General features: G+C 73.4%; 2 protein-coding genes. Both read right to left on the bottom strand.

Annotation, left to right across the window (positions count from 1 at the left end):
- Positions 1-313: hypothetical protein (locus tag P409_RS31815; protein ID WP_034848039.1), on the bottom strand; the 313-nt coding region annotated here is incomplete at its 3' end.
- Positions 310-2,459 (bottom strand): condensation domain-containing protein (locus tag P409_RS31820; protein WP_034848042.1); only part of this gene is annotated, 2,150 nt, incomplete at its 5' end. The genes P409_RS31815 and P409_RS31820, both read right to left, overlap by 4 nt.

Raw genomic sequence — 2,459 nt, forward strand, 5'->3', positions numbered from 1 at the left:
CCAGGTCTCGCGCCATGGCCCCGACCGCGTCGGATCGACCACGCAGGTCGAGCCCCGACCAGGCCGGCTCGGCCGGCGCGTCCAGCAGCCGGGCCCGCAGGCCGCGGAAACCGGGCACGGCGACGAAGGCGGTGCGCAGGATCTCGTGCCGGCCCGCGACCCGCAGCAGCGTGGCGCGCAGCCGCGCCTCGTCGATGTCGCCGAAGAGGGCGGCGACCAGGGTCGCGACGGCCCCAGGATGCTCCGCGGCGGTGCGCTGCTCTGGGCCGAGCGGCCAGGTCTCCGCCCCGGCGGTGAGGGCCAGATCGGTCATCGCGCGCCCTCCAGGCTGCTGCGGTCGACCATGTCGCCCATCGCCACGACGATGCGGCGCGGCCCCTCATAGGGGTCGCGGGCATGGGCGGCGAGCATGTTGTCGAGCATCACCACATCGCCGCGGCGCCAGTCGAAGCGCACGGCGCAGGCCTCGTACAGCCCGCCGATCAGGTCCATGACCTCGTCCTCGATCGGCGAGCCGTCGCCGTAGAACACCTGGCGCGGCATCCGCTCGGGCCCGACCATGGCCAGCAGGTCCTCGCGCACATCGGCGTCGAGGCAGCGTGTGTGGTGCAGCTGGACCTGGTTGAAGAAGGAGCGCTCGCCGGTCAGCGGGTGGGTGATCACCGCCGGGCAGCGGGTGCGGGTCTGCAGCTCGTCCTCGCCGAGCCAGGTGAAGTCCACCCCGGCGGCGCGGCAGCGGGCCTCGACCTCCTCGCGGCTGTCGGTCTTGAAGAAGTCGCGCCAGTCGACGTCGAGATTCTCGGTGAAGGTGCGGACATAGGTCAGACCGAGCCGGGCGAAGCGCTCCGCCAGCTCCGCCGGCAGGCGCCGGAACATCTCGCGGCAATCGACGATCGGCGTGGCGCCACCGACCGGCGACGGCTGCTCGCAGAAGAACCACTGCTTGCGCGGCCAGCGCGGCAGGTGCGAGCTCTCATTGTGGTAGAGGATCATCTTCCGCTCCGGGTAGGGCGTGGAGCGGTAGGTGTTGCGGCCGCCTTCCTTCTTCGGCAGGTCGCCATACGAGCCGTAGAGGCCGGGCTGCAGCGCCTCGGCGAAGGCCTCGAACTCCTGCGGCGTGGTCAGGCCGAAGCCGCGGAACAGCAGGCCGGCATGGCGCCGCAGCCAGGCCTCGACCTGGTCGCGATGCGCCGTGGCCCAGGCCACGGCGTCGAGATCGGCGCTGGCCGGCTCGACCACCAGCGGGAAGATCGCGCCCGGAGTCAGCGCCGAGGTCCGCACCAGCTCGCGCGCCGGCGCCGCGGCGGTGGCCGGGCGGACGGCGGGGGAGGCGAACTTCTTCAGCTTGTCCAGCTTGGCGCCCATGCGGGCGGTGGTCTCGGACGGCGACGCGGTCGACGACATCGCGGACTCCTCCAGGGGGGGAAGGGTGAAGCCGCTCAGCGAGCGGTCCGGGGCTTCGGCGATCTGCTCCAGCAGCGAGGTCCAGGCGGCCACCAGCCGCCCGACGCGCGGCCGGGCGAACAGGTCGGTGGCGAAGACCCATTCGCCGTCGAGGCCCTGCGCGGCGCGGGGGCCGAGCGGGTCGAGGAACAGCGCCATGTCGAACTTGGAACCATGGGCCTGGGCGGGCCGCAGCTCCGCCGTCAGGCCGTCGACGCCGAAGCGGCCGCGCGGCGCGCTCTGCAGCACGAACAGCACCTGAACCAGCGGGTTGCGGGCGCGGTCGCGCGGCGCGCCGACGGCCTCGACGATCTGGTCGAAGGGCAGCAGCGGCTGCTCGAAGGCCTGCAGCGAATCCTCGCGCACCCGGTCCAGCAGCGCCGCGAAGGGCAGCGCCGCCTCCGGCCGGGCGCGCAGCGGCAGGACGTTGACGAAGAAGCCGACCAGCCGGTCCAATTCGCGCCGCGGCCGGCCGGCGACATCGGTGCCGACGACGAAATCGGTGGCGCCGGTCACGCGGTGCAGCAGCGCCTCGAATGCCGCCAGCAGAACCATGAACAGCGTGCCGCCGCGGGCATGGCCCAGCGCCTCCAGCCGCGCGACCAGCGGGCCCGGCAGGCTGAAGCGGATGCTGTCCCCGGCCTGGGAGGCGACAGCCGGGCGCGGCCGGTCTGCCGGCAGCTCCAGCCGCTGCGGCACGCCGGCCAGACGGCCACGCCAGAACGCCTTCTGCCGCTCCAGCAGGTCGCCCCGCAGCAGCCGGCGCTGCCATTGCGCATAGTCGAGATACTGCACCGGCAGCGGCGGCAGATCGGCCGGGCCATGCACCAGCGCGGCGCGGTACAGCGCGCCGAGATCATCGATCAGCACGCCGATCGACCAGCCATCGGCGACGATATGGTGCAGGCCCAGCAGCAGGCTGTGATCGGAAGGCCCGAGCCGCAGCAGCGTGGCGCGTAGCAGCGGCGCCGCCGCCAGGTCGAAGGGCCGCCGCGCCTCCTCCGCCTCGATCTCGG

It is taken from the genome of Inquilinus limosus MP06, assembly GCF_000767795.1.
GTDB classification, from domain to species: Bacteria; Pseudomonadota; Alphaproteobacteria; order DSM-16000; family Inquilinaceae; genus Inquilinus; species Inquilinus limosus_E.